21 protein-coding genes are annotated in these 24,584 nt (G+C 43.7%); all 21 read right to left on the bottom strand.

Annotated features, from left to right (window positions below; translation table 11 throughout):
• Positions 1-36: 36 nt before the first annotated feature.
• The 21 genes from rfbK to wcaJ all read right to left on the bottom strand — a co-directional run bounded on the left by rfbK (position 37) and on the right by wcaJ (position 24,571).
• Positions 37-1,470: an O-antigen biosynthesis phosphomannomutase RfbK gene (gene rfbK, locus J4728_RS06635; protein WP_208211458.1), complete on the bottom strand. Its 1,434-nt coding sequence runs from the start codon at positions 1,468-1,470 to the stop codon at positions 37-39.
• Entirely contained in the window at positions 1,457-2,896 is a 1,440-nt protein-coding gene (locus tag J4728_RS06630; protein WP_000009016.1) for a mannose-1-phosphate guanylyltransferase/mannose-6-phosphate isomerase, read from the bottom strand. The genes rfbK and J4728_RS06630 overlap by 14 nt, the downstream gene beginning before the upstream one ends.
• Positions 2,897-3,841: an O antigen biosynthesis rhamnosyltransferase RfbN gene (rfbN, locus tag J4728_RS06625; RefSeq protein WP_000705151.1), complete on the bottom strand. Its 945-nt coding sequence runs from the start codon at positions 3,839-3,841 to the stop codon at positions 2,897-2,899.
• Positions 3,842-4,903 (bottom strand): glycosyltransferase family 4 protein, encoded by a 1,062-nt coding sequence (locus tag J4728_RS06620; RefSeq protein ID WP_001521643.1) that lies wholly within the window; start codon positions 4,901-4,903, stop codon positions 3,842-3,844.
• 320 nt (positions 4,904-5,223) lie between these two features.
• A complete protein-coding gene (gene rfbV, locus J4728_RS06615; protein ID WP_208211456.1) occupies positions 5,224-6,225 on the bottom strand; it encodes an abequosyltransferase RfbV in 1,002 nt (333 codons plus the stop codon).
• Between the two features lie 4 nt (positions 6,226-6,229).
• Positions 6,230-7,522, bottom strand: coding sequence for an MATE family efflux transporter (locus J4728_RS06610; protein ID WP_208211454.1), 1,293 nt, complete (start codon positions 7,520-7,522; stop codon positions 6,230-6,232).
• A gap of 81 nt (positions 7,523-7,603) precedes the next feature.
• Positions 7,604-8,503: a CDP-abequose synthase gene (rfbJ, locus tag J4728_RS06605; protein ID WP_000143399.1), complete on the bottom strand. Its 900-nt coding sequence runs from the start codon at positions 8,501-8,503 to the stop codon at positions 7,604-7,606.
• A 27-nt stretch (positions 8,504-8,530) separates the two neighbouring features.
• A complete protein-coding gene (gene rfbH / locus J4728_RS06600; protein WP_000126349.1) occupies positions 8,531-9,844 on the bottom strand; it encodes a lipopolysaccharide biosynthesis protein RfbH in 1,314 nt (437 codons plus the stop codon).
• A 26-nt stretch (positions 9,845-9,870) separates the two neighbouring features.
• Positions 9,871-10,950 carry a CDP-glucose 4,6-dehydratase gene (gene rfbG / locus J4728_RS06595; protein ID WP_000565903.1) on the bottom strand — a complete coding sequence of 360 codons (1,080 nt, stop codon included), beginning with the start codon at positions 10,948-10,950 and terminating at the stop codon, positions 9,871-9,873.
• A 4-nt stretch (positions 10,951-10,954) separates the two neighbouring features.
• Positions 10,955-11,728, bottom strand: coding sequence for a glucose-1-phosphate cytidylyltransferase (gene rfbF, locus J4728_RS06590; protein WP_000648784.1), 774 nt, complete (start codon positions 11,726-11,728; stop codon positions 10,955-10,957).
• Positions 11,725-12,717: a CDP-6-deoxy-delta-3,4-glucoseen reductase gene (locus J4728_RS06585; RefSeq protein WP_001523570.1), complete on the bottom strand. Its 993-nt coding sequence runs from the start codon at positions 12,715-12,717 to the stop codon at positions 11,725-11,727. Before J4728_RS06585 ends, rfbF begins: the two co-directional genes overlap by 4 nt.
• 5 nt (positions 12,718-12,722) lie before the next feature.
• Positions 12,723-13,274, bottom strand: coding sequence for a dTDP-4-dehydrorhamnose 3,5-epimerase (gene rfbC, locus J4728_RS06580; RefSeq protein ID WP_000973709.1), 552 nt, complete (start codon positions 13,272-13,274; stop codon positions 12,723-12,725).
• Entirely contained in the window at positions 13,275-14,153 is an 879-nt protein-coding gene (gene rfbA / locus J4728_RS06575; protein WP_000857535.1) for a glucose-1-phosphate thymidylyltransferase RfbA, read from the bottom strand.
• Positions 14,154-14,200: 47 nt separating this feature from the next.
• Entirely contained in the window at positions 14,201-15,100 is a 900-nt protein-coding gene (rfbD, locus tag J4728_RS06570; protein ID WP_001023658.1) for a dTDP-4-dehydrorhamnose reductase, read from the bottom strand.
• Positions 15,100-16,185, bottom strand: a complete 1,086-nt coding sequence (gene rfbB, locus J4728_RS06565) for a dTDP-glucose 4,6-dehydratase (RefSeq protein ID WP_000697840.1) — start codon at positions 16,183-16,185, stop codon at positions 15,100-15,102. Before rfbB ends, rfbD begins: the two co-directional genes overlap by 1 nt.
• 376 nt (positions 16,186-16,561) lie before the next feature.
• Positions 16,562-17,455 carry a GalU regulator GalF gene (gene galF, locus J4728_RS06560; RefSeq protein WP_000981469.1) on the bottom strand — a complete coding sequence of 298 codons (894 nt, stop codon included), beginning with the start codon at positions 17,453-17,455 and terminating at the stop codon, positions 16,562-16,564.
• A 177-nt stretch (positions 17,456-17,632) separates the two neighbouring features.
• Positions 17,633-19,036, bottom strand: coding sequence for a colanic acid biosynthesis protein WcaM (gene wcaM / locus J4728_RS06555; RefSeq protein ID WP_208211452.1), 1,404 nt, complete (start codon positions 19,034-19,036; stop codon positions 17,633-17,635).
• Between the two features lie 10 nt (positions 19,037-19,046).
• On the bottom strand, positions 19,047-20,267 hold the full coding sequence (wcaL, locus tag J4728_RS06550) for a colanic acid biosynthesis glycosyltransferase WcaL (RefSeq protein WP_208211450.1): 1,221 nt from the start codon (positions 20,265-20,267) through the stop codon (positions 19,047-19,049).
• Positions 20,264-21,544 (bottom strand): colanic acid biosynthesis pyruvyl transferase WcaK, encoded by a 1,281-nt coding sequence (gene wcaK, locus J4728_RS06545; protein ID WP_208211448.1) that lies wholly within the window; start codon positions 21,542-21,544, stop codon positions 20,264-20,266. Before wcaK ends, wcaL begins: the two co-directional genes overlap by 4 nt.
• A gap of 21 nt (positions 21,545-21,565) precedes the next feature.
• Positions 21,566-23,044 (bottom strand): colanic acid undecaprenyl disphosphate flippase WzxC, encoded by a 1,479-nt coding sequence (wzxC, locus tag J4728_RS06540; RefSeq protein ID WP_000058677.1) that lies wholly within the window; start codon positions 23,042-23,044, stop codon positions 21,566-21,568.
• A 132-nt stretch (positions 23,045-23,176) separates the two neighbouring features.
• Entirely contained in the window at positions 23,177-24,571 is a 1,395-nt protein-coding gene (gene wcaJ, locus J4728_RS06535) for an undecaprenyl-phosphate glucose phosphotransferase (protein WP_000183163.1), read from the bottom strand.
• Positions 24,572-24,584 lie beyond the last annotated feature (13 nt).

Below are 24,584 nucleotides of genomic sequence, written 5' to 3'. Positions count from 1 at the left end.
AAAATAGGCATATTAAGTAAATAACATTCAATTTTTTTACAGCAAGCATCGTTTTTTAATATTAGCAAGCGTTGTATTTACAAGATCCTGAGCCCTATTTAATAAATTAGCTTCTGCATAGCAGCGTAACTCAGGTGCATTACCAGAAGCGCGCAAATGCACAATACATCCATCACGTAAAGTAATTCGCATACCATCTGTCATATCTGTAGAAATTGCACCTTCATTCTCCAAACCAATATAGCTTAAGAGGTTGCTCAGATTTTCTCTGCCCATACTAATTAAGGATTTACTTTTATCAGTTGTAATCCCCTGTAATCTGTCAGAATGGGTGTAACGAGTTGGGAGTTCATTGACTAAAGCGCTAATGCTGGTATTCCTACTTTTGTAAAGCAGCATTATTGCTGGTAATACAGCATCACGAGTTGGTAAGGCATGAAGATTCTGCTCGTTAATACAGATGTCGCTTCCTAATAAAAAACCGCCATTGGCTTCAAAACCGACAATACGACTATAACTCCGCGATAATTCATTAAAAGCTTCGATAACATAAGGCGAGCCAATTTTTGTAAGCTTAACATGTTTAAAAAAGCGGCCAGAAGAAATTATGCTGTTACAACTAACAGGAATAGCGACGGCTTCTGCATCCAATGCAAGTGAACATAATAGACCTAGTATATCGCCTCTTAGCCACTCACCGGCCTCATCAGCAATAAGAGGGCGATCACCATCCCCATCTGTCGAGAATATGGCATCTAAATCGAACTCTTTAGCCCATGAGCGAGCTTTTTCCCGATCCTCTTTGCTTACAGCCTCTGTATCTATAGGTACAAAATTATCGCTTCTACCCAAGCTAACGACTTCAGCCCCCAATGCAATAAATAAAGGCTTATAAAGATCACGCCCAGCGCTTGAATGTTCGTAAATACCAATACGCTTATTTTTCAGGAATGGAGTAGAAAATAAAGATGTATAACGAGATATATAATTAACAGCAGCCATTTCTGAAACTATGAGTTCTTTAAGCTCTAAATGGCTGCACGTATCTTCAACACTAAGGATCGCAGCCTCATCATGTTTCGTGATTTCACCATCAGGACGATAAAACTTGAGGCCGTTCCGCTCGAATGGAATATGACTTCCCGTAACCATTATCGCAGGCATATTGTCAGACATAGACTGAAAGGCCAAAGCTGGGGTTGGTACCACTCCATAAAAAATACAGTTAACGCCTTTATCCGCCAATGCAGCAGCACACGCCTGAGCCATCCCATAACTACTTGGACGATTATCTATTGCCAATGCTACGGTATCAAAGGAAAAATGTTCCTGCATAACGGCAACAAATGAAACCGTAAAAGCAGCACATACCTGAGGTGTAAAATCTTTTACAAGACCGCGAGCCCCACTCGTTCCAAACACAATACCTGATGAATAAATAACATCACGGCTATTATTAACTACGTTCATTAGTCCACTCCTTCGAAAATCCAGAACGTTGTTCTAAACGAATAATATCATCCTCACCAAGATAGGTACCTGATTGAATCTCAATTAACTTCAGGGGGGTCATTCCAGGATTTTCCAGCGCGTGAATAGTATTCGGAGGAATAAATGTTGATTCATTTTCAGAAACCATATAAATCTGCTCTCCCTTTGTAACACGAGCAGTCCCGGATAATACTATCCAATGCTCAGCCCGGTGGTGATGCATCTGCGCCACAAATTTCTCACCCGGCTTAACAGTGATACATCGAACGAGGTAATTTTTGCCGCTATCAATCACATTATATTTTCCCCAGGGGCGGAAAACTTCTTGATGTTGTTTATATTCGTTCCTATCATTCCGTTTTAAATAATCGACAATTTTTTTAACATCTTGTACTGTATCTTTATTAGCCACCAGTAAAGCGTCTGTTGTTTGAACAATGACAAGATTGCTTACACCAATCGCACTTATAAACATATCTTCGGAATAAATGTAATTATCATTACAAGCATGTGCGAAGATATCTCCTTTTAAAACATTTCTCTGATGATCTTTATTCGATATATCCCAAAGTGAGGACCAGGAACCCACATCCGACCAGCCAGCGCTCATTGGTATCACCACCGCATGCTGTGTGTGCTCCATAACTGCATAATCGATAGAATCACTCGGGCATGACATAAACTCTTCTTTATCAATACGAATAAAATCAAGATCGGGATTTATATGTCCTACCGCCTTTTCACAAGCTTTATAAATTTCAGGTGATAAATACTTTAATTCGTTTAAATAAGAGCTTGCACGAAATAAAAACATACCGCTATTCCAGTAATATTTCCCTGATTTGAAATAGTCACCGGCGGTATCGATATCCGGTTTCTCCACAAATTCAGCCACTGCATAAGCGTCATTTCCTATCAACTCACCACGACGAATATATCCATAACCCGTTTCAGCATGCGTTGGAACAATACCAAAAGTTACAAGCTTACCATTTGCAGCGTATTCTTCAGCATGTCTGACAGCTTTCGTAAAAGCTATTTCATCCTGAATCACATGATCTGCAGCAAGAACCAACAAAAGAGGATCAGCATTATCAGCATTCTGGAGCGCACAAAACGCGGCAAGAGCGATCGCTGGTGCAGTATTACGGCCTACCGGTTCGAGAATAATATTATTTGCTAACTTGTCAATTTCACGGAGTTGTTCAGCGACTAAGAAACGGTGTCTGTCATTGCAAATGACAACGGGTTCTTCTGTAGAAAGTGAAGCTAATCGCTTTATAGTATTTTGCAGCATTGATAGTTTACCTTCAACGCTTAGAAACTGCTTCGGATGATATTCGCGTGAAAGCGGCCATAAACGGCTACCTGTGCCGCCAGCCATAATTACGGGAAGAAAAGACATTTATTTTATCTCTTTTGACGAAGAATATTGGATATTATTCCAATAACTCTTGTACATGCTAAAATAGCGACATGTAGACAACGGTAAAGATTGCCAATGCTTGCCTAATTTGTAACCCAAGAATTTAGCAAAGGTTGTTAATAAAGCTCTTGGAATCCAGAACGGTGCATTTTTAAGCAGGAATTGAATCTCTGATTTTACGAAGCGGAAACCCTCACCACCGGCTCCGCCAAAGTCACGCTGAATCCACGGAGAACAAGCATGAAATACACCAGTATCAAAATATCGTTGAAACTCTTCTCGCGGGGTATAATTATGGGAGTGTCTTACCACCGCTTCAGCGCAGTAGGCGACCTTATAACCCGCCTGAATCATCTTAGCCGCCATAAACATATCCTCGGCAAGAATTGTATGTTCAGGAAACCCACTTAACTCTTCAAAAACGGAACGGCGATAGGCAGCAAAAGAATTGGACATAAATACAGTTTTAATACCCAATTTTTCTATATCTGCCTTACTTTTAACAATAGATTTTGAACTATAATTAAAATTTCTGGCATGCACTGCAAGGGGATTAGCATCTTTATGAGGAAGTTGTCTACCACAAACCGCTGCTATCAATGGATCTGAAAAATAATAAACCAAATTTTTAATTGCATCCGAATCCGCGAGAATTGCATCTTGCGTTAGAAAAATTATAACATCAGCGTCCAGAGTTTTTGCAACTGCTAAATTTCTGGTTCCTCCATGATTAAAATCTTTAGAGTCAATATTAAATATTGATATATTTTTCAGGTCTGAGGCTAACGGAACCGTTTCATCTTTAGAACCTGAGTCTATAACAATCAATTTATCCGGATATATAGTTTGCTGCTTAATCGCATCCAGAACATTAGGCCAAAGCGACCCTGCATTATATGTGGGAATAATTAATGTTATTTTCATTTATTTTGATTCCGCCAACCAATTGCCAACCATCTGCTTCATATTATCAAAGTCATACCGTGCGACATAGTTGTTAAATCGGGAAATTGCATCAGGCAACTGCTCTATATTTTTAATTGCACTCTGCCAGCTTTTTTCATCATCCGGATTCACATATAATGCACCATTGGTTAACACTTCATGAAATACTGGTATATCGGACACTATAACTGGAGTATTTGATGCCATCGCTTCAATAGGAGGTATACCAAAACCCTCATCAATAGATGGATAAACAAGCGCGTAGGCTTTAGAATATAAAATCTTTAATTCATTAAATGAGACTTCATGTAAAAAAGTCACTTTATCTTTTAGTTCCAGATCAACGACCATTTGTTGGAGAGACATTGCATAGTCAGTACGACCACATACAATAATTAAATTATAAGAGTCAGACCAAACTTTTTTATTTTTTATGAATGAATGAATATTTTTATGTGGCCAACTTGCACCAACAGCTAAAAAGTAATTCTCTTTTTCTTTTTTTTGTATAAAATCAGATTTATTAACACTATTATAAATTACTGATATTTTCTCACTATCTACATTATAAGTTTTAGCAATGCTATCTTTAACGGTATAAGATACCGTTAAAACATGCTTACATCGCTTAACGGACATTTTTAATAAAAAGCGAAAATACACTTTCTGAATAAAACTATCTGGATAATAAAAAGGTCTTATATCATGTACGGTTATCGTTTGGTTTCTCAGTAAGGGGATAGTGTGATGTGTAGTACACACCAATTTTTTATTACCAAACTTAATTAAAACCCTCAGCGCAAGCCAGTAACTATATACATACCATACTAATGGTCTAAGTCGCGATGTTTTTGATGTGTTGCTAACAATATTCGGAACAGTAACTACTGCATAACCGAGCTTTTCAAAATAATCAGCGTGTACCTTGCTACAGATTATTGCGTCAACATCAGCTATTTCTCGCAGTGCCGTTAAAAATTTAATCGAGTATTGCCACATTCCCGTACCACTTTTACCTAAACGTGATAGGTTTACGATCATTGAATAGCTCTCCGTTTTTCCATACGCATCTTTAAAGCAATAATCATAAGGATAAATAATATTACGAAGCTTACACTAGGTGTAATTCTTAATAATAGAGTTAATGTAATACCGGCAGTAAAACACTACAAAAACAATCATAAAGAAATATATTATTATACTAACATTCCCAGAAAAAAAACATCTAAGTAGTTAAGCTATCCAAATTTATTTATATATATCAAATATGATTTTTCATTAAAAAGAAAAGTCAGTAACGTAAATCTAGCTGAATCCAGAAAGGTTAAATCTACATTTAATCTCAATATAATAACTTACTACTACTTAATTATCCGTTTAGTAAAATTCTTAAGCACGGTAATATTTTTCACTGCATATGCTAGTTTCCCAAATCGAAGTACAGTGTTGATCATATTTTTATTACAACCTAGCTTTGCATAAAATTCAGATAAATCTCTTTTTTCATCACTATTGCCATAACATGCCATAGCCAAAGTTGTATATAACCATGGTCTCTCTTTTAGCAAAACATTTTCAAATGCTCGTTTTAAAGATATATTTTTACTGTAAAAATCATTAGCTAATTTTAAATATGCAATAAAATCAATTAAAATTCGTCTGGCCTTTCCTTTCTTCTCGAAACTATCATTATCTCCTCGGCATATTACGAGTGGTTTTGATATATAATGCAAAAGGCACCCTGGCGTATTAAATACGCTCATCATGATAAATACATGAGGATAGGAAGTGCCAATATAGGACGCATCAAAATCAATGGCATCCCATCGTTCTTTTTTTACTATTAAAGAACTTAGATAGCTAAATACACCACCAATAGATAAGCATCTACTGAGATAGATTTCCCTATCTAAATTATTATTAAACACATAAAGTTCATCATCTGTTCTGAGCCAAGAACGATGAGGATTTCTAATCTCAACTAAATCACACCCGGTCTCTTTTCTGTCACATAAATATATATCTGCTTGAGAATCGAGATAAGTTTGTAATATCGCTAACGAGTCTTTCGCAAGAGCATCATCACTGCCAAATATCCAACAATAATCCCCATTCGCAAGGGATACTGAAGCAAGAAAATTCCTATCTGGCCCAAGGTTAACGCTATTACGCCGATATATTACTGGGAAATTATAATTGTTCCTCCAAACATCAATCATTTCCTCTGTACCATCAGTAGAGGCATTATCTGATATACATATCTCAATATCTAAATTAAATTTTTCCTGATTATTTATACTATTCAACAACTCTTCAAGATATTCTTTTCTATTATAAGTTGGAATACAAAATGATATAAGCATATGATTATCCCTTATTTGCCTTAATTAAGTAAGTTAGTGGAAGCCCCCAAAAAACAGTTAAAGCAAAAGATATAATCAAGCCAAGCAGCACTCCACTGATTCCAAGCGTACTAGAAAAATACCATTGTGCTATTCCACCAATTATTGCTTGTAGTGGTACTAATATCCAAAGTATTTTTAAATAATTCATACTTTGCAATAACATTGCATAAGTGTCACACCAAACGCGAATACAGAAATATATGCCAATTAACATAAAAGATAAAATAGAAACTTGATAATTAATATCTTTGGCTATTACTGAAAATATCTGTTCTTTAAATAAATAAATAAATATTGTACATCCAACAACATATAGTGAGCCAAACAAAATATTGACACCTATCATTTTGTTAAGTTTTTTCCATTGCTGTTTGACTCTCAATTCAGCACATATAGGCCATAATGCTTGCAAAATAGCAGTATAAATAAAAAAGACTAAACCAAAAATTTTCATCGTTACTGTATATTGAACAATATCAGCAGGAGTTAGCCTTTGAGAAATGACCATATAATCTGTTTGAAGCACCACTATCGATAATAAAGTAAAAAGAAAAAACCCTGAAGATCTACGTAAAATTGCTATATAATGAGATTTTGTTGTTTTAACATGATAAAGCTTTATGTATCTATATACAATATAGCACAATGAAATCATACCCACTGGAAGATACAGGACTATTAGTGATAATTTTATGTCAACTGAGATCCCCCTATAGTATATATATAGCAAGCCGAGCATACCTATCATATAAGATAATGCGTTTAATAGATTAGCTTTCCACCCGACCAATTCGGCAAAAAGTATTTTATAAGCAATAGCTCCGATTCCAATAGAACTGAAAACCAGACATGAGGTAAAAAAGAGCATTCTGGTTTTGTCCTGTAATATCTCATGAAAAGAAGAAAGATATTTAGCGGAAATTACCCCAGAAAAAATATAAAATAAAGCAATAAAAAAAATAATAGCTATAAAGCTTAGATGTAATGCTGATTTAATATATGCATCATAACTTTTGTTTTTGGCTCTGCATTCTGATATATAATTTTGCAGTCCTGTACCTATGCCAAAATCAACAGCGCTACACCATACTAATAAACCAGTTAACAAACTAAAGATTGCATATTTCTCTTCACCTAGTATAGAAATAAGATATGAAATACTTGCTAACTGCACCCCGGCAATTATTATTTTGGATAACCATGATGAACCTGCAACAATTAAATGACTCGGAATTTTTAACAATTGAACTTTCACTATGCAATTAAACGACTTAGTTTTTACAACATAACGCGACTAATTTGTTAACGATTTATTTATTAAAAGATCATGAAAATCTCATAACCGTTTCAGTAGTTCTTCAATTCCTTTTTTATAATCGAAATTTGGTTTCCAGCCCATTGCTTTTAAATTTTTATTATTTGCTACAGAGAACATTATTTCATTATCTCTTTGCTCTATCGCACCAAATTCAAATATACTCGATGAACCTGGCATCATAGTATTTTGCAAATAAACCAGAAAATCTTTCAAACTTACCCCAGCACCAGTTCCAACTTGATACTCAGTATATGAAGGTACTTCTTTTCTATTTTCTAATATAGTTAAATAAGCATTTACCACATCATCTACAAAAATAAAGTCTCTTATCTGTTCGCCTGTTGTACATTTCACGCAACTCTGTTTTTTATTTAAGCAGTCGATAATGTATGGAATAAATTTATTTTCACCATCCCCAGGCCCATATACATGCTCTAATCGCATGTTTACAAATGAAATGTCATGCATATTAGCATAATAATGCCCAATTTCATCAAAGTGTCTTTTAGTAATTATATAAGGCCGCATATGTTGATAATTAAAATCTTTCTTGGCAAAAAAACTATCTGTATTTAAAAAGATATCCGCCCGATATTTTATTGCCAAATCAAGAAGCTTTAATGGTTTTATAACATTTGCATCTTCAATATTTATGAGAGATGATGTTTTATGCCCATATTCTGTTGCCAAATGAATGATACCAATTAATGCAGAATCAATTGATAACTCCTCGACTAATAATTCGATATTATCCCAACTGCACCATCTAACATTAGCTAATGCATTACTATTATTTTTTATTACATCTCGAGTGATTGCGACAACTGAAATCCCCGATTTTTTTAGAGCTTCGAGTAAATGCTTACCAATAAAGCCGGAAGCCCCACTGACAATTACATATTCTTTCAAAAAGGTCATCGCAATCACCAGGTAGAATAAATTGAATTAGAAATTCAAACCAAAGAACTCTTCAAACTTGCTAACTACATAATCTAAATGCTCTGTAGTCAAGCCTGGATAAATACCAATCCAGAACGTTTGATTCATTATACGGTCGGTATTTGTCAACTCACCCACTACACGATATTTCACATTAGCAAAATACGGTTGGCGAATCAGATTTCCAGCAAACAGTAAACGTGTACCGATTTTTGCTTCATCAAGGAATTTCACCAGTTCGACACGGTTAACACCGCTAGTTTCTTTCAGGGTGATAGGGAAGCCAAACCAGGATGGATCTGATTTCTCTGTTGCTTCTGGTAATTCGAGGAATTCAGTGCAAGATTGCAAGCCCTGTTTCAGATAGGAAAAGTTAGCTTTACGCTGCTCTACAAACTCTTCCACGCGTTCTAACTGAGCCAGACCACATGCTGCCTGCATGTCCGTGATTTTGAGATTATATCCGAGGTGGGAATAAGTATATTTGTGATCATAGCCTTGAGGAAGTGACCCCAATTGCTGACCAAAACGTTTACCGCAGGTGTTATCGCATCCTGGCGCACAATAACAATCCCGGCCCCAGTCACGGAACGACTCAATAATTTTCTTCAGTTCACCTGACTTGGTGAATACAGCACCGCCTTCACCCATTGTGATATGGTGAGCCGGATAAAAACTAACGGTTCCGATGTCACCAAAGGTACCTACCATCTGGCCTTCATAAGTCGTCCCAAGGGCATCACAGCAGTCTTCAATCAACCATAAGTTATATTTATCGGCAATCCGACGAACTTCACTCAGGTTAAATGCATTACCGAGTGTATGAGCGATCATTATCGCTTTTGATTTCTCAGTAACTGCAGCTTCAATAAGAGAAGCATCGATATTATATGTCGGGATATCAACATCCACGAATACCGGTATTAAACCATTCTGGATCGCCGGGTTAACTGTAGTCGGGAAGCCAGCAGCGACAGTAATAACCTCATCACCAGGTTTGAGAGCACGCTCGCCTAATTTTGGGGAAGTCAGCGCAGTCAGTGCCAGCAAGTTTGCCGAAGAGCCAGATGTAGTCGTTAAAACATGAGGAACCCCAATAAATTCCCCAAGTTTTTTCTCAAAGGCATCATTGAAACGACCAGTAGTTAGCCATCCATCAAGAGACGCCTCAACCATCAATTGTAACTCTTTGGCACCAATAACCTTCCCGGAAGGAGGCACAACGCTTGTACCTGCAACAAAAGGTTTCGGGCTCAATGCCTCATTCGCATACTGAGCGACAAGCTGAGAGATTTGCTCACGCAGGTTATTTGCTGTCATTACTTTGATTCCTTAAACTTATTTTCTTAACGAGTAGTTGCAGACATATAGTCGCTGATTTCACGCTTTGAACAAATCAACATATCTTCGCCGCGAATCCATGCTTTATGCCATTTTACGATGCGACCAAGTGTTTCAGTCAATCCCCAACGCGGATGCCATCCTAATTGCATATTTGCTTTAGAGCAATCCAGTTTCAGGTAATGTGCCTCATGAGGATGATTCTCACCATCCAGTAACCAGCTTGCATCATCACCCCAAAGCGTGACCATCTTGTCAACAATAAATTCGACCGTCTTCGCATCTTCATCACGCGGGCCGAAATTCCATCCTTCAGAAAACTTAGCACCTTCTGTATATAAGCGTTGCGCCACCACAATGTAACCAGAAAGAGGCTCCAGTACATGCTGCCAGGGACGGATAGAATATGGGTTTCGAATAATAACCTGCTGGTTATTTTCAAATGAGCGCAGAATATCGGGAATTAAACGGTCTTTAGCCCAATCGCCTCCACCTATGACATTACCAGCCCTCACAGACGCCAAACCAACGCCATGTTGCTCATAATTTGCAGGATTGAAGAATGAGTTCCGGAATGCAGACGCGACTAATTCTGCACAACCTTTACTATTAGAGTATGGATCGTACCCTCCCATGGGTTCGTTCTCACGATAGCCCCACACCCACTCACGATTGTCGTAGCACTTATCACTGGTGATATTTACGACTGCCTTTATGTTACCTACTTGCTTAACTGCTTCAAGCAAATGGACAGTACCCATAACATTTGTTGAGTATGTTTCGATTGGCTGTTCATAAGATAGGCGCACTAAAGGCTGGGCTGCCATATGGAAAACAATTTCTGGCTTAAATTCTGCAATAGAATTGCGCAGCTTTTCAAAATCACGAATGTCGCCAATATGAGATTCCATAAGATCATTAAGACGCACTATCTCAAATAAACTTGGAACAGTTGGCGCATCAAGTGCATAGCCTTTTACAATTGCACCCATTTCAGTCAGCCATAGCGAAAGCCAGCTTCCTTTAAAGCCAGTATGGCCGGTAACGAATACACGTTTACCTTGCCAAAAATTTTTATCAATCATCTAGTTACTCCCAGGTTTTCCACGGAGCTTTACCTTTTTCCCACAGCCCTTCGAGGTAAACTTTATCACGTAGGGTATCCATCGGCTGCCAGAAACCTGGGTGTTCAAAAGCCATTAACTCCCCCTGTTGTGCCAATGTCATTAATGGCTCTTGTTCCCAGGTTGTTGCATCGTTATCGATGAGATCGATAACCGATGGATTCAACACAAAGAAACCACCATTGATCATTGCCCCATCGCCTTTCGGTTTTTCCTGGAATGACCGGACCTGACCAGCTCGGATATCTAATGCGCCAAAGCGTCCTGGTGGAAAAGTAGCTGTTAAAGTCGCTTTCTTACCGTGAGCCTTATGGAAATCGATAGTCGCTTTGATATCAAGGTCGGCAACGCCATCACCATAAGTAAACAGGAAAGCCTCGTCATCTTTTACGTATTCAGCAACACGTTTCAGACGACCACCAGTCATTGAAGAATCACCCGTATCAACCAATGTGACATTCCATGGTTCAACACGTTTATGGTGAACTTCCATACGGTTTTCAGCCATATGGAATGTTACATCTGACATGTGAAGGAAGTAGTTCGCAAAATATTCTTTAATCACATATCCTTTATAACCACAGCAGATAATAAAATCCTTGATACCATGCACAGAATACATTTTCATAATGTGCCAAAGAATAGGCTTGCCACCAATTTCTACCATCGGTTTTGGTTTTACAATTGTTTCTTCACTTAGTCTGGTACCAAGTCCACCAGCCAGGATGACCGCTTTCATAAATTATCCTCAATATTATTAGATGCGGTAAATGCATCAGAATAGAAATGTTCTACAGAGAGATTTTTCATCATAAAGTCCTTTTTACTGGCATCGATCATCACAGGTGAACCACATGCATATATATCGAAGAACTCTAGAGAATCAAAATCATCCATCACGGCATGATGGACAAATCCCTTTCTTCCCCCCCATTCGGCGTCATCACCAGAAACAACAGGGATATAATGAACGTTGTCGTGCTGTTCACTCCACTGCTGCGGTAATGCAGAGTAAAAATCTTTACTATCTTGCATTCCCCAGTAGATGTAGATCTCACGACGACATTTTCCCTGAATGAGATGCTCAACCATTGATTTAACTGGAGCGAATCCAGTACCGCCTGCAAGGAAGATTATAGGTCTGTCACTTTCACGAATAAAAAATGTTCCGCAAGGTCCTTCAATGCGCATAAGAGTATTTTCTTGTAACTCCCCAAAAATGAGCGAGCTCATCTGACCATTGGGAACATTCCTTACATGCAACTCAATACCATTCGACTCATCACTATTAGCGATAGAATAACTGCGAGTTACACCTTTATAATGTAAATTGATATACTGCCCTGGAAGGAAGCCAATTTTTGCTGTTGGTGGTGTGCGTAACTTCAAAGTCATAACATCGCCTGAAACCAGTACAGCACTATTTACCTTGCATGGGACAATTTTTTTTGTCTGTCCAGCTAGTTCAGGAAAAAAATGCGCATTTAGCTCAAGGGCGGTTTTAGGTTTACAGCAGCAGGTTAGTATTTTATCACCCTGTCCAAAAATATTACCTTTGGAGTCAACAACTTCTCCCGCCAACAAATCGGACTCACAGATACCACAATCACCCGCTTTGCAGCTATGTTCAAGATGGATGCCAGCCGATAGCGCAGCATCGAGGATTGATTCATCCTCTCTACCGGAAAATTCAATATTTGATGGAAAAATCTTAATAATATGAGACACGATGCTTACTCTGTTAACAAGGCTTGATGCAGTAAAGGTGCTGCAGCATCTTTTGCTGAAAGCTCAGGCAGCTGAGAAAAAGGCCATTCAATACCTATTGTCTCATCATTCCATAAAATGCTACCTTCCGATGAAGGTGAGTAATAATTAGTTGCTTTGTACAGAAACTCTGCATACTCACTAAGAGTAACAAAACCATGAGCAAAACCTTCTGGAATCCAAAGCTGTCGCTTATTCTCAGCAGATAGATTTACGCCAACCCATTGACCAAAAGTAGGCGATTCTTTTCGGATATCGACCGCAACATCAAAAACCTCACCGACAGCACAACGAACTAACTTCCCCTGTGCATTTTCTCCTCTCTGAAAATGTAGCCCTCTGAGTACGTTCTTTTTGGATTTTGAATGATTATCTTGAACAAATGTAACTTTACGTCCAATCAACTCTTCAAAGGTCTGCTGGTTATAACTTTCAAAAAAGAATCCCCTCTCATCGCCAAAAACTTTAGGCTCTAAGATCAAGACATCTGGTATTGCTGTTTTAATCACAATCATCACTTATAAACCTTTCACCATCTTCAGCAAATATTTGCCATAATCATTTTTTGATAATGGCCCGGCCAGTTCTATAACCTGTTGTGCATTTATAAAATTTTTACGAAATGCGATCTCTTCCGGGCAGGACACTTTTAGCCCCTGGCGTTCTTCGATGGTTGCAATAAAATTACTGGCCTCTATCAAACTCTGATGCGTCCCTGTATCCAGCCAGGCATAACCGCGCCCCATCATGGCGACAGACAATCTTCCCTGATCCATATAGATACGGTTAATATCCGTGATTTCTAACTCACCGCGAGCGGAAGGCTTAAGATTTTTCGCCATCTCCACCACGCTATTATCATAAAAATACAGCCCCGTTACCGCGTAATTACTCTTCGGTTGTAACGGTTTTTCCTCCAGACTAACGGCTGTGCCACTTTGGTCAAACTCAACCACACCGTAGCGCTCCGGATCGTTTACATGATAAGCAAAGACGGTAGCACCACTTTCTTTATTAACGGCAGCTTCCATTAACTTTGGTAAATCATGACCATAGAAGATATTGTCACCCAGTACTAATGCACAATCATCATTACCAATGAACTCTTCACCAATAATAAACGCCTGTGCTAAGCCATCCGGGCTTGGCTGTACTTTATATTGAAGATTCAGCCCCCACTGGCTGCCGTCTCCCAGCAGTTGTTGAAAACGCGGCGTGTCCTGTGGCGTACTGATGATCAGGATGTCCCGAATGCCTGCCAGCATAAGCGTGGAAAGGGGATAGTAAATCATCGGTTTATCATAAATTGGTAGCAATTGCTTACTTACCGCCATGGTCACCGGATAAAGACGGGTGCCGGAGCCCCCCGCTAAAATAATGCCCTTACGCGTTTTCATTTCCATTTCTCATTCATAGAAAATGCCCTGATGGGCATTTAAATTTATCAGATGGTTGTCGTCGTAAACATTTCAGTCAGCATGCGCTTAACTCCTAATTCCCATTGCGGCAGAATAAGGTCAAAATTACGCTGAAACTTTTCAGTATTGAGACGCGAATTGCCTGGTCTGCTCGCCGGCGTCGGGTAGGCGCTGGTCGGCACAGCATTAAGCTCAGTCAGCGCAAGCGTTATCCCTGCTTTGCGCGCCTCGTCAAAGACTAAGGCCGCGTAGTCATGCCAGGTTGTGGTTCCCCCGGCAACCAGATGGTAAAGACCTGCGACTTCTGGTTTCTTTAACGCCACACGGATCGCATGAGCCGTGCAGTCAGCCAGTAATTCTGCACCGGTTGGCGCACCGTACTGATCGTTGATGACTGAAAGTGTCTGACGCTCTTTCGCCAGACGAAGCATTGTCTTTGCGAAATTATTGCCCTTACCTGCATAAACCCAACTGGTGCGGAAGATAAGATGCTTAGGGCAGTTATCCTGCAGGGCCTTTTCTCCCGCCAGTTTGGTCTTGCCATAGACATTCAGCGGCGACGTAGCGTCCGTTTCCTGCCATGGGATATCGCCGGTACCAGGAAATACATAATCGGTTGAATAATGCACTACCCATGCGCCAGTTTCGTTGGCTGCTTTAGCGATGGCTTCCACACTGGTGGCGTTAAGTAACTGCGCCAGTTCTGGTTCAGACTCTGCTTTATCTACTGCAGTATGGGCTGCTGCGTTAACAATCACATCGGGACGAAGCTTACGAACGGTTTCGGCAACGCCTTTCGGATTGCTAAAATCACCGCAAAACTCTTTTGAATGGACATCCAGAGCAATCAGATTCCCCACTGGTGCCAGAGAACGTTGCAACTCCCAGCCTACTTGCCCTGTCTTACCAAAAAGTAAGATATTCATTACTGGCGTCCTTCATAGTTCTGTTCTATCCAACTCTGATACGCCCCACTTTTAACATTGTTTACCCATTGAGTATTTGCAAGGTACCATTCCACTGTTTTACGAATACCGCTTTCAAAGGTCTCCAGCGGTTTCCAGCCTAATTCGCGGCTAATTTTACCTGCATCAATGGCATAACGACGATCATGGCCCGGACGATCCGCGACATAAGTGATTTGTTCACGATAAGAAGTCGCTTTGGGTACAATCTCATCCAGCAGATCACAGATGGTAAATACCACATCAAGATTTTTCTTCTCATTGTGGCCACCAATGTTATAAGTCTCCCCCGCCTTGCCTTCAGTCACTACCATATGAAGCGCGCGAGCGTGATCTTCTACATATAGCCAATCGCGAATCTGATCCCCTTTGCCATAAATTGGCAAAGGCTTTCCTTCCAGTGCGTTCAAAATGACCAACGGAATCAGTTTTTCAGGGAAGTGATAAGGGCCATAGTTATTAGAACAATTGGTAACGATCGTTGGTAGACCATAGGTACGCCGCCAGGCACGGACTAAATGATCGCTGGATGCTTTTGACGCAGAATAGGGGCTACTTGGCGCATATGCCGTCGTTTCAGTAAATAACGGCAGCGTAACGCTGTTTTCAACTTCATCAGGATGCGGTAAATCGCCGTAAACTTCATCAGTGGAAATATGATGAAAACGAAAATTATTTTTTTTATCTTCGCCAAGGGCAGACCAGTATTTACGCGCAACTTCAAGAAGTGCATAGGTGCCGACGATATTGGTTTCAATAAATGCTGCTGGCCCGGTAATCGAACGGTCCACATGACTTTCCGCAGCCAAATGCATCACCGCGTCCGGCTGGTACTGCTCAAAAATACGCGTTATTTCAGCGGAATCACAAATATCCGCGTGTTCAAAATTGTAGCGATTACTTTCAGAAATATCAGAAAGGGATTCAAGATTACCGGCGTAGGTTAATTTATCAATATTAACTACAGTGTCCTGTGTATTCTTAATAATATGGCGGACAACAGCTGATCCAATAAAACCTGCCCCGCCAGTAATAAGTATCTTCACTTTTCTATTCCATAAGGCGTATTTAATGTGGTATTTAATTTGCCAATAAAAATTAATTGCTCAAGTCGTTACACACGCTACCGCCCCTGGCTCATCAGCTACCAGTGCACTGCGTACATATCGACTTGTTACAAACCTCGCCCAGCAGGGCAAAGCTCACTAAAACTTAAACGCTAATTGTCTTATTAATTGCATCCGGAAACAAGGATTAATCTTATAAAATCAGCATTAAAATGCTCCAGATAACCCCTTGTTACTTAAGCCCTTTATACAAAACTAAAACGGCAGTCAACACTCGTTTCAGCCAACTTGCCGCTTCGAATGTTCACTGCCGTTATTATGTTTATCACCAACCATTTATCACGGTTGTTAATACTTATTCATGCAAAAGCTGCTCTATGCTCTTACGGAACTTCGCTCCTTCTTTCAGGTTGCGCAGCCCGTACTTCACAAATGCCTGCATGTAGCCCATTTTTTTACCGCAGTCATAGCTGTCACCCGTCATTAGCATCGCGTCAACCGACTGTTTTTTCGCCAGTTCTGCAATGGCATCGGTGAGCTGGATGCGGCCCCAGGCGCCCGGTTCGGTTCTTTCCAGTTCCGCCCAGATGTCGGCTGAAAGCACATAACGGCCTACCGCCATCAAATCGGAATCCAGCGTCTGCGGCTGATCCGGTTTTTCGATAAACTCCACAATCCGGCTGACTTTGCCTTCATTATCCAGAGGTTCTTTCGTCTGGATAACGGAATACTCCGATAAATCACCTTTCATGCGCTTCGCCAGCACCTGGCTGCGACCCGTTTCATTGAAACGCGCCACCATCGCCGCAAGGTTATAGCGCAGCGGATCGGCGGTAGCATCATCGATAATAATATCCGGGAGTACCACAATGAAAGGGTTATCGCCCACGACCGGACGCGCGCACAGAATAGAGTGCCCCAGCCCTAACGGCTGCGCCTGGCGAACGTTCATAATCGTCACGCCCGGTGGGCAGATAGATTGCACTTCCGCCAAAAGCTGGCGCTTAACGCGCTGCTCAAGAAGTGATTCAAGTTCATAAGAGGTGTCGAAGTGGTTCTCAACGGCGTTTTTAGACGCGTGAGTCACCAGCACGATTTCTTTGATCCCTGCAGCCACAATCTCATCGACAATGTACTGAATCATTGGCTTGTCGACGATCGGTAGCATCTCTTTTGGGATTGCCTTGGTGGCAGGCAACATATGCATACCCAAACCCGCTACCGGTATAACTGCTTTCAAATTCATCATTGTTTCTTCCACCTGTAAAATGGTTGCTGAATTATAGCTCTTTAGCTTGTTTTCGCCAGCATGAATTACTCTGCTGCCAGGGATAATGATGGCACGCTCTACATTACGTCTTAGTCGGCACCATGACATTAAGTATGAACAACTTTTTCCCAGGAATTTTCGTAAAAATAGCGGTACTTACCCTCCCCGCTTCGGCAGCGAAAAATTCACTGCTTCGACATTCACGGTTTGGTGATTAATCCTGTCGATATCCACGGAACTCTGCCCGTTTTCATTGATGGCATGAACATTAGCGAGGGAAAGCAGCGTGTCCTGGCGGGCCATAAATTGACCACGGACATCTTTACGCAAATCGAAATGCATTTTTAACGCCGGGCCAATCGCTGAAGTTTGCATCACGTTGATATTACGCAGGAAGAGGTGCTGCGGTTGATTATGCAGTTCCAGCGTAGCACGCGTCATCCGTACATTGGTGATGGCGACAAAAGAGGGGGTGTTGCCGGAGGAAATTTGAATGCCGCGTAATTTATAAGCAACCTGGCGATTATCCAACCGAATAGCGTTTAATTTAAAGTTTTGCGGAATTGACAGGTATTTTCCTTTAACGACGCCATAGCCGATGAGCATCCCGGCACTATTCGTCATATCAATATTATCAATGACGAAATTATCACAGCCATAAATGGCGATCGTTGCGTTATCAATACCCGCATTTTTACTGAAATCGGGCGTGATGTTTTTGGCTTTGACATTGCGAATGACGAAATGTTTGCCATTTTCTACGTGCACAAGCTGTCGGCAATCAGATCCGGTAATATTGGCCACCACAAAGTTTTTTACTGCCTGGTCTTCAGGATAACTATTGTCATAGGTACTACCCGCCAGCCCGATGCCGATCCCCCAGTTGATTTTGCCATTGGTACAATTAATGCGTTCGATGACATGATCGGAAATCAGGATGTCGCGGTCGTGAATCGCGACATTCCACTCAATGGCGTCCCCCTGCAAATCGCTAAAGCGGCTATGCGTAATCCGCGCGCCGTCCATTTGGTTATGAAATCCCTGGCGGAGAATGGCGTAGTTGGCGTGGGTAACGGTGATGTCATCGATAATGAGATTACGCATCACCTGCGGTTCCTTACCGCCAATGAAAATTTGCGCGACGGGACCAAAGCCGCTCATCGTCACGCCTTTAATCACACAGTCCGACCCGCGAACATCCAGCGTCACATTGTGCAGACTGCCGCCCTGCTCCCCCACCACCTGACACCCGTCCTGCAAAATAAACCGTCCCCGGCCATTCCCACGCACCGCGCCCTGTACCCGCAGCGTTTTTCCCGCCGGAATCGTTATCGCCGCATTGATATTTTCACACACCCATCCTGGCGGTACGACCACAGTCTGCCCGTCGGCGAAGGCCTGTTTGAACGAGGCGATACCGTCATCCGCCGGATAATCCTTAATATCGACGATCTGGCGAGGTTCACGCGCCTGTACCGGCAAGGCGCGCAGAAAAGGAAGAACAGCAAGCGCAGAACCTGCCGTCAGGAGGGTACGTCGGGAGAATTTAGTCGCGGGCATACCACCTCGTTTATATCGTTTGTAGCAGGCTGGCTAACTGGCGATTAATCGCCTGCTGATTAAAATCTTGCGCCACTTTTTCACGGGCGCGCGTGATCACCGACTCCAGCGTGTCGTGGTCAATCCGGCTGAACTCAGCGAGTCGGGCCGCCAGCGCCTGCGCATCGTTTTCCGGCACCAGCCAGCCGGATTTGCCGGCCTCCACCAGTTCCGGAATACCGCTATGCACGGTAGATACCACGGGAATCCCTACCGCCATCGCCTCCATCAGCGCTACCGGAATACCTTCCATATCGCCATCCGTACCGGTAATCGACGGCAGCAAAAAAACATCGGCGTCATCCAGCATCGCCTTCACTTCATGGCTCGGTTTAAACCCCGGCATCTCAACGACATCCTCTAGCTGATACTGCTCGATGAGCGTGCGCAGCCGACGTTCCCACGGGCCAATCCCCAGAATGCGGTAGCGAAACGCCACGCCCTGCGCTTTCAGTTGCCGACAGGCTTCAATCGCCACATGCAGGCCTTTTTTCTCGGTCAGGCGCGCGACGGAAATCATCTCCAGCGGCATCCCTGGCGCTTTCACCGAACGATGGGAAAAACGCGTCATGTCGACGCCCATGCGCGAAACAGCAATCTTTTCCGGCGGACAGCCCATACTTTTCAGGCGACCGGCCCACAGTTCGCTGATGGGCAGCATCAGATCGCCACGACGAAACAACTGCTGATACTCCGGCGTGTAATGACTGAGCACTTCGCGGCTGGAAATATCAATCCCGTGGAAAATAGTCGCAATTTTGCCGCGAAGCACGCCCAGTTCGCGTAGTTTGGCCGCCGTCACGCCCGCCGGGCCAAAGTGCGCGATGAACACATCCGCTCCAAAAGGCTGGCTCACCTGCGCGCAAATCGCGGAAAGGATCAAATTGCGTGATTCATCGCCATAGCGGGTAAAATTGAGCGCTTTCCAGGTCGCCGCCCGATGCAGCCCCGGCAGCGTTTTACATGCCCGGTAGCGCAGTTTCGCCAGCCGTCCCTGGGGCTCATCCTGTAACCAGCGGGTTTTCGCCGCCAGGCCATACTTCTCCCAGGCGGCGTGAGTATGTTGGGTATCGCCTTTTTGTAACGCGACAATCTCCACCTCATGGCCCATATCAATAAACGCAGTAATCTGATTCAGCACAAAGGTTTCCGATGAGAGTGGAAATTTCAGCAGAAAAAAGCTGACTTTCATTGCGCCTCCCGAATTCTGTCGAGAACAGATTTGATCATCGTGAACCCTTTCGCCCGCTCCTCGGTGACGGCGTTAGCCATTTTTGCCTTTAGCGCAGGCAATTGATTGAGCGTATCGGCCACCACGCTTTGTAATGAACCGTTCAGCAAGTGACGGATATCAATAGCCAATTCCGCCAGGCCTAGCTGCTGCATAATCCCGGCGGATTTATGTTCATAATTAATGGCGATGGCGGGTGTGCCAAAATTCATGGAGATAATGGCGGAATGCAGGCGCGTCCCGATGGTCAGTACGCAGGAGGCGAGGATCTTTCCGATTTCCACGTCATTGAGTTCGTCCATCGCGATATGGAAATGCTCTGAGTCGTTTACATACTTCGCCATCCGTAACGCAACCATCCGGTCATCGCGGTTATAGCGATCGATACTGGTGCAGGTTGACAGCGCCAGTACCTGATAACCGTCCGCAATCAGGCGATTCACGACCTGGGCAAATGCCTGCTCATAGGCCTGCTGAGTGGTGCCCAGACGTCTATCAAACGGCTCCAGATCGCGCAACGTAATTGCGACGGTTTTGCGGCGCGCGGTGACGTCCAGCCAGTGCTGCACAGCATAACTGGCGACAAACTCGTCGTGACGGCGTTCGACTAACCAGGCGGTATCCACCCCCTGCTCCACTTTCCAGGTATCGATCTGCGCGGCGGTCATCATATCGCGGCTGACGGTTTCACGCAGGATCAGCGCACTGGTGCGGCCAAAAACATAATTGGCGAGCTGGTTAAAGTCAGGATTCTGGAAAGGGCCGACGCTATGTCCCACCATATAAATTGGTTTGTTCGCCATAAACGCGCACAGCGGATATTCAAAGTGAGTCAAACCGTATAAGTCGACATAGTTTGAACCGCCCACCTGAATGACGGCGTCATACTGCGCAATAAATTGCGCGAATTCGGCAAATTCCGGCGCGATAGCAAAATTACGCAGCGATCCTTCCTGGGCGACTTTAGACAATAAAATTTTATGCTGAAAACGACGGCGTAATACTTTTTTCACCCGACCGTTAAGCCCTGCCGCCGCCTGCTGTTTCTGGCTTAACTGATACAGCGGGTCGGCAATAATCGGGCGCCCCTGCAACCAGGCGGAACTCACCGGGAAACGGCTCATCACATCCATCTCCGCCTCCGGCGCCTGTTGACGGATGGCATCAAGCAAACCGCGCATAATGGCGCTATCACCACGGTTGCCGCATGTGTGGTTGCCTAAAATTAATAATTTCATAAATAGCCTCTTATATCCCCGTCATCCGACACGTAATAACTTTTTCATTTTTGCACTGCCAACAAGCTGATTTTTAATTTCCATCACCAGCGCATTGCGTGAAAAAATAATCATCAAAATAAAACTCAAAATACCGACCATAACCTGTAGTGCGAATACCCCTGACAACGGTAAATAGCCGTCGGCCAGCTTTCCTGCGCCGTAGCTGGTAATAAATGTTGGCAATGAGAGATAAAACGGTAGCCACAGGCTGAGAATATACTGACGATAGCTGGAGCCGAGTACCGGCTTAATCATCACGAAATAGCTCAGAATGGTGTTGATGATTTGCACCACCAGGAACCCCAGCGTCACGCCAATCGCCCCCGCCAGATGGCCGCCAATGAGAATTGCCGGGATAAACAGAAACGTTTTAAAGACGTTGAACTTAAAGCTGATATCCACGCGCGCTTTCGCCATCAGCAGCGAACCAATCGGGTTGCCGACCGAGCGCAGCAGCCCCACCACGCACAGCAATTGCAGGATCGGGATAATGCTGTTCCACTTCTCGCCAAACACTAACGGCACAAAATTGTTCGCCACTACCATCAGGCCCAACAGCGCGGGAAAATTGATAATTCCCACCACGGAAAGCAACTTATAGAAGTTGACGCGCAGCTTCTCGGTATCGTCCTGGATTTTGGCGAATGCCGGAAATAGCACGCGAGTAATGATGGGGTTAAGCTTCGCCGGCGGCACAACAGCCACGTTGTACGCGAGGTTATATCCCCCGGCGACGCTTGCGCCGAGAATTCTCGCCAGTACCAGCGTCGATAAATTCGTGTTGATGTAATTGACGATACTGTCCGCCGTCAGCCACGCGCCAAAACGCAGGTTCGTGGACACCGATGCCAGCGAAAAATGCAGCCCCGGACGGTAAATCTTGCGGCCAAAGTAACCAAACAGCAGCGTTCGCACCGCGCTGTTCACCAGATAGCCGAGAATCGCGGTTAGCGCCAGCGGCCAGTAATGGGCGCTAATCACCGTAAAGGTGAACCCCGCCAGCACGGAGGTCGTTTCGATCATGCCGATCTTATTGAACTCCAGCTCTTTTTGCATCAGAGCGCGGAACTGCTGCCCGTGAGGGATCACGATAAACGCCAGCGACAACGTTTTGATTAACGGCGCGAGATCCGGGTTATGCAAAACATGGGCAATCGCATCGCTCAGCCAAAAGACCACCGCAAATACCACAATCCCAAGCCCAACGTTTAGCCAGTAAAGCGTGGTCAGCTCCAGATGCCCAATCGTTTTACGCTGGATAATCGAGTTCGCGATGCCAAAGTCCGAGATCGTGTCGGCCAGCGCGATAATCACCAGCGAGACGGTCAACAGGCCAAACTGGTGGTTGTCGATGATCCGCGCCAGCACCGTCATCTGAATTAACCCCAGACCGATAATCACTATCGTGGCGATAGCCGACCATTTAGCGCCGCTGATCGTTTTTTGTCGTAAACTCATTCTTTTCTCCAGAACCTGTTCACAAGGCATCATTGGCGCAGCCAGATTGAACAGGGGCAGCGCGGAAAAACCGGGGCGTACACGCTGCCCTGGTTCAATATGGCAAGTAAAATAGCCTTGTGGGTCAGGTTCTTAATACGCTGCTTTATTAACAAACCCTTTAAAAATCGTCAGAAAAACGATTTTGATATCGAACCAAATACTCCATTCGCGGATGTATTCCAGGTCGAATTCCACGCGTTTTTCCATTTTCTCCAGCGTATCGGTCTCACCGCGCCAGCCATTAATTTGCGCCCAGCCGGTGATGCCCGGTTTCATCTTGTGGCGTAGCATGTAACCTTCAATCAACTGACGATACTGTTCGTTATGCGCCACCGCGTGCGGGCGAGGACCGACGATGGACATCCCGCCGGTTAATACGTTGATAAACTGCGGTAATTCATCCAGCGAGGTACGACGCAAAAAGTTACCTACCCGGGTGACGCGCGGATCGTTTTGCGTCGCCTGGGTAACGACCTTATCGTTCTCCATTACCTTCATTGAGCGGAACTTCCAGACCTTGATCGGCTTGCCATCCATCCCGTAGCGCGTCTGGCGGAAAATCACCGGCCCGGGCGAGCTCAATTTGACCGCCAGCGCAATGCAGCACAGTACCGGTGAGATGAGCAGCAGAATCAGCGACGCCAGCACGATATCCTCTGCCCGTTTAAGCAGACGGTTAATCCCTGACAGCGGCGTGTCATACAGCGGAACGACCGGAACGCCGCTCATCTCCTCCACGCGCGAGTGGAGAATATTAAAGGTGAACACATCGGGAATAAGGATCACCGAGCAGGTGGTGTCGGCCAGCTCGCGCACCAGTTTTTTCACCATGGCGCCGTCGCTCATTGACATGGCGATATAAACATTGTGAATTCGCGAGGCTTTCGCATCGTCAATTAACTGCTCGAAGTTCCCTGCCCAGTCAGCAGAGACGCCGCCCGGTTTGGGATCGTGATAGACGCCCACCACCTCAAAACCCAGCCACGGCTCATTACGGAAGCTATCCAGCAACGCCTGGCCCGCAGGCAAATCTCCGGCGACGGCGACCCGGCGAGTGTTATAACCACGATTGCGTAGCCAGCCCGCGCCGAAACGAATAAATGAACGGCATAACACTAAGCCCAGGCTGGACAACGCATACCAGGCCAGCCAGGTGGCGAGGCGGTTGTCAAAGTCATCATTAAACGCCACCAGACCGGCGCTGAAGATCAGGCTCAGCGTCCAGTTTTGCAGTAACAGCGTTAACTCTGTCGACATTTTGACGCCGCGCCAGGAGCGATAAAAATCGGTCATCCCGCCCAGCATTTGAAAAACAACCAGCGTAATCAGCGCCACCAACAGGTGCATGTACAGGAATGGCAGTCCACTGACTTCACAGATGAACCACAGCCCGCCAAACATGATGGTGATATCTGAAAAGCGTTGCACCATAGAGATTAACGATGCATTGGTTTTGGCTCGTTCGCGCTTTTTTAGATTTGTCATCGTTGTTCCTGTG

This window comes from Salmonella sp. 32070601201500089SM, from assembly GCF_017573605.1.
Taxonomy (GTDB): Bacteria; Pseudomonadota; Gammaproteobacteria; order Enterobacterales; family Enterobacteriaceae; genus Salmonella; species Salmonella enterica.
The sequence above is the reverse complement of the archived record's forward strand: the minus strand, read 5'-3'. Positions and strand labels throughout refer to the sequence as shown.

Excerpts from the sequence above, each read along its gene's own strand:
- galF (WP_000981469.1), bottom strand. The coding sequence starts at position 17,455 with ATGATGAATTTGAAAGCAGTTATACCGGTAGCGGGTTTGGGTATGCAT.
- wcaM (WP_208211452.1), bottom strand. The coding sequence starts at position 19,036 with ATGCCCGCGACTAAATTCTCCCGACGTACCCTCCTGACGGCAGGTTCT.
- wcaK (WP_208211448.1), bottom strand. The coding sequence starts at position 21,544 with ATGAAATTATTAATTTTAGGCAACCACACATGCGGCAACCGTGGTGAT.
- rfbV (WP_208211456.1), bottom strand. The coding sequence starts at position 6,225 with ATGCTTATATCATTTTGTATTCCAACTTATAATAGAAAAGAATATCTT.
- rfbJ (WP_000143399.1), bottom strand. The coding sequence starts at position 8,503 with ATGACCTTTTTGAAAGAATATGTAATTGTCAGTGGGGCTTCCGGCTTT.
- J4728_RS06620 (WP_001521643.1), bottom strand. The coding sequence starts at position 4,903 with ATGATCGTAAACCTATCACGTTTAGGTAAAAGTGGTACGGGAATGTGG.
- wcaL (WP_208211450.1), bottom strand. The coding sequence starts at position 20,267 with ATGAAAGTCAGCTTTTTTCTGCTGAAATTTCCACTCTCATCGGAAACC.
- wzxC (WP_000058677.1), bottom strand. The coding sequence starts at position 23,044 with ATGAGTTTACGACAAAAAACGATCAGCGGCGCTAAATGGTCGGCTATC.
- J4728_RS06630 (WP_000009016.1), bottom strand. The coding sequence starts at position 2,896 with ATGTCTTTTCTTCCCGTAATTATGGCTGGCGGCACAGGTAGCCGTTTA.
- rfbH (WP_000126349.1), bottom strand. The coding sequence starts at position 9,844 with ATGACAGCAAATAACCTGCGTGAGCAAATCTCTCAGCTTGTCGCTCAG.
- rfbN (WP_000705151.1), bottom strand. The coding sequence starts at position 3,841 with ATGAAAATAACATTAATTATTCCCACATATAATGCAGGGTCGCTTTGG.
- wcaJ (WP_000183163.1), bottom strand. The coding sequence starts at position 24,571 with ATGACAAATCTAAAAAAGCGCGAACGAGCCAAAACCAATGCATCGTTA.
- rfbD (WP_001023658.1), bottom strand. The coding sequence starts at position 15,100 with ATGAATATCTTACTTTTTGGTAAGACAGGGCAAGTAGGCTGGGAGTTG.
- rfbK (WP_208211458.1), bottom strand. The coding sequence starts at position 1,470 with ATGAACGTAGTTAATAATAGCCGTGATGTTATTTATTCATCAGGTATT.
- rfbG (WP_000565903.1), bottom strand. The coding sequence starts at position 10,950 with ATGATTGATAAAAATTTTTGGCAAGGTAAACGTGTATTCGTTACCGGC.
- rfbF (WP_000648784.1), bottom strand. The coding sequence starts at position 11,728 with ATGAAAGCGGTCATCCTGGCTGGTGGACTTGGTACCAGACTAAGTGAA.
- rfbA (WP_000857535.1), bottom strand. The coding sequence starts at position 14,153 with ATGAAAACGCGTAAGGGCATTATTTTAGCGGGGGGCTCCGGCACCCGT.